This is a genomic window from Candidatus Cloacimonadota bacterium (genome assembly GCA_020532355.1).
Classification (GTDB): Bacteria; Cloacimonadota; Cloacimonadia; order Cloacimonadales; family Cloacimonadaceae; genus UBA5456.
The window spans coordinates 1-3,355 of the sequence record JAJBBD010000031.1 but is presented as its reverse complement, the minus strand read 5'-3'; the positions used below and the strand labels follow the sequence as shown (position 1 = coordinate 3,355).

Below are 3,355 nucleotides of genomic sequence, written 5' to 3'. Positions count from 1 at the left end.
TAAGCTTATGGGCATCATCAATACCCAGTTGGGAGATGACTTCGCAGCACTGGTCAATGAGCCCACCAAGGCGATAATAGACCGCTTTGTGCGGCTCGGATTGAGGGACACCCAAGTGCAAGCTCCAACCAAGACCAGCATCGGGCTCTGGGGCATCGAAGATCAGCATCTCTCCTCCACTATTCAGAAGCAGCAGTTGTTCTGGATCGGGAATCACTTTGAAGCAGACATAAGGCAGAACTTCGCTGACACACTCACCACAGCAATCGAGCAAGGCTATACTAGAGAGATGCTTGCCGATACTCTCAAAGACCAGTTTGGTGATATTGCTGAGAAGTCATCTCATTACTGGCAAGGGTTGGCGGAGCACACAGCCCTGAGAATCCGGGAGTTCGGCAGACTGCAGGGCTACAAAAAAAGCCAAAGCCAGATACTACAAGCTCGTGGTGATCCTGGATGACCGAACCAGTGACATCTGCCGGGCTCTTGCAGCCCAGGACAAGCTCTATCCACTAAACGATGCATTGGAAGTGATGGACAATCTCATGGCTCTGGATACCAAGTCAAACAGCCTGGATGATGCCCGGGAATACATCAAAGCACTCGCACCTTGGATCAAAGACGATCAAATCGAATACGATTCAGAGATGAACCCGGTAGGCGTATCAGGGGCGCATACGCCGTTTCCACCGTTTCATTGGAAGTGTAGAACGACGACTATGGTATCTATATGATTGGCAATAACACTAAAGAGGTCATCTGACAAGGGTAACCTTTTTACTCAACGCCCCTATCCCATTGACCTTCAGGTTGAGCAGGTAGATGCCGCTGGAACACTGCCTGCCAGCTTCATCCCTGCCATCCCAATAGCTGAACTGCTCACCTGCCTTGCCGGGATCAAGCGGGATGCTCTTTACTTTTTGTCCCTTGATGTTGTAGATGTCGATGCTTGCGCTTGTTACCCCTGCTTTGTCATTGCACTGATTGGAGGGCAGGACTACTTTAAGATTGGTAAAAGCAGTAAAGGGGTTGGGGTAGTTGCAAATACTGAAGGTGGGAACCATTACAAGATCGTTAATATCAGTCTGTCCTTGCCATTCATAGGCACCCATATCAACATAGTCTCCATAGATGCGAGGATTACCTATAAGGTCATATTCTGGATAGTGAAAGACATCTGGCATTTCCAGCCATTGAAGGTCAGTTGTACCAGCATCAATACATGGGGAGCCTGAGATAAGAGAAAATGGATTATCTGCAACCGCACCAGCAAACAATGGCTCGCCGCTCAGATTATCCCCATACCATTCAACAATGTTTCCGGAGTATGCATTGTTTACTGTGTCCAAAGGATGCTCAAATGATCCTACAAAGGAGTTAACAAATCTGAGTCTAGATGGGTTAAACATTGTATGTAGATATACATTGGTTGGGGCAGGATTATGGATAATACTGTTAATAAAAGTAGCATTCATCCCGTCAATCAGTTCAACAGCCGATCCATTCCCCGAACTATAAGAATTGTTCGCAATAGTTGCATTGATAAAGTAGCTCTCAAAACTCTGGTAGTTTGGTAGAGCATTAAAAATCCTGATTACATTGTTATCTCCTCCATTAGAGTTGCAATTGGTAATCTCGAGGTTATTAAATATATTGTCTCCTATATCAAATGTACTCAGAAAAACGATTCCCAAAGCTGTTCCACCCCCAATAGAACCATGAGGGTAGCGTTGGAAGTTGTTTATGCGAACGTTTTCTGCATAGGTGTTTCCATTAGTTAGATAAATGCCAATTGAACCTATACAGTCTTCTATTGTGATGTCCTTCATGGTAAGTCTGCCCGGACTCTGGAACCTCATCATAGCGTACGACCTGTTAAAATCCATAGGCAGACAATTTCTGAAACTGATGTTCTCAAGCGTTAAGCTAAACAAATTCAAGCCAGAGCCTTCAAGACGGGATATGCAATGAATCAGATTGGTCTGCCAAAACTGCTGATCTGTGGTTGCCTGAATGCTAATGTTCTTGATCAATACTTCTTTTTCGCCATCCCATCCTCCAAAGAAAACTCTTGGTCCCGTAAAAATGACTCCTTGTTCACTTTCTCCTATTATGTTTACATAGCTACGCAGATTCAGGGGAAAGTGTTGCTCTTCGCCATAAGTGCCATTCGCCAGATGTATCGTATGATGGTTAAGATTATCCGCTCCTATCTTCAGTATAGCCAAGGCAATTGTTTTCATCGGTTCATCAGGAGACAAACCTGAATTTGCATCACTCCCATGAGGGCTAACATAAAAGTCTGAAAACTGCTGCTCAATCACTGCTTCGTTAATGACCAGATTATACGTCATATAATTCGTTTCTCTATATGACTCTAGATGAATAGCTTCCCTAGTGTATATGGAAGTTGTAGATACAGTAAACTTATCTAGATATATATCAAGATTGTCAAAATACTGAGAACCAAAAAATATATCACTTGCATGCATAGCGTAATTAGAGTATATGCTGCATCGATTAATGGGATCAAAAGTAAGGGTTGGAACTGAGCTTGTTGAATAACCTCCAAAATTCACCCCTCCACCAGATGACAAAGCATAATTATGAGCGATAGTTGTCCCCGCCAAATAGCAAGTACTCCAACTCAGTTGAATACCTGCGCCAGACATCGCTTTGTTACCTATAAGCATGCTATTGATCAAAGAAAGATCACTATTCTCGGCATACACAGCCCCACCTATGGGAGCATTATAAGAATTATCTGGAGTTCCAATACCGTTTGTCATGTATAGTCCCTGTAGAGTGACAATAGAGTAATCCCAGATTGCAAAGCAGCTCCCGGACTGGTCAGCATCAATCACAGTTTGGTTTACATAGGTGCTATCTGCTGTAATCAGTTCCAGACTGCCGATAGTTAGGTATCTGCCTATGATTTCCACATTCTCATAATAGGTTCCAGGATGTATTAGGATCGTATCTCCATCTGCTGTAGCATGAATTGCTATTTGGATACTGGTAAAGTCCTGAGTACCGTCCAATGATACCTGTATTATACTTGCATAAACCATTAACGGCGTTAAGATTAACAAGACCAACAGTATGCTTTTCATTTATCTTTCCTTTTCACTTAACTTAAGTTGAAGGGAACTGTGTAACCAATTCCCTTCAACTAGTATTACCTATTTGAGAATTGTTATTCTCCTAATCTCTTTCTTGAGTCCAGATTCAACTTGTAAAAAATAGATTCCTGATGGACAGTCTGGAAGTTGAAACTGTATGGGATCGTTTTGAAAGTTTAGATCATCGTAAAGCTCAACAAGCCTACCCTTCAGGTCATACAAGTATATACTTG

General features: G+C 42.9%; 4 protein-coding genes. 2 read left to right on the top strand and 2 right to left on the bottom strand.

The features are described 5' to 3' along the window. Both LHW48_00905 and LHW48_00900 read left to right on the top strand, forming a co-directional pair. A partial coding sequence (locus LHW48_00905) for a hypothetical protein (GenBank protein MCB5259021.1) occupies positions 1-460 on the top strand: 460 nt, incomplete at its 5' end. After that, complete coding sequence (locus LHW48_00900; GenBank protein ID MCB5259020.1) at positions 447-734, top strand: hypothetical protein; 288 nt, start codon at positions 447-449, stop codon at positions 732-734. The genes LHW48_00905 and LHW48_00900, both read left to right, overlap by 14 nt. A gap of 21 nt (positions 735-755) precedes the next feature. Here the strand turns inward: LHW48_00900 and LHW48_00895 are convergent, their stop codons facing one another. Together LHW48_00895 and LHW48_00890 are read right to left on the bottom strand one after the other, a co-directional pair. Beyond that, a complete protein-coding gene (locus LHW48_00895) occupies positions 756-3,113 on the bottom strand; it encodes a hypothetical protein (GenBank protein MCB5259019.1) in 2,358 nt (785 codons plus the stop codon). A gap of 69 nt (positions 3,114-3,182) precedes the next feature. Then, positions 3,183-3,344, bottom strand: a complete 162-nt coding sequence (locus LHW48_00890) for a T9SS type A sorting domain-containing protein (protein MCB5259018.1) — start codon at positions 3,342-3,344, stop codon at positions 3,183-3,185. Positions 3,345-3,355: the final 11 nt, after the last annotated feature.

Coding starts and splice junctions, on each gene's coding strand:
- LHW48_00895 (MCB5259019.1), bottom strand. CDS start 3,113: ATGAAAAGCATACTGTTGGTCTTGTTAATCTTAACGCCGTTAATGGTT.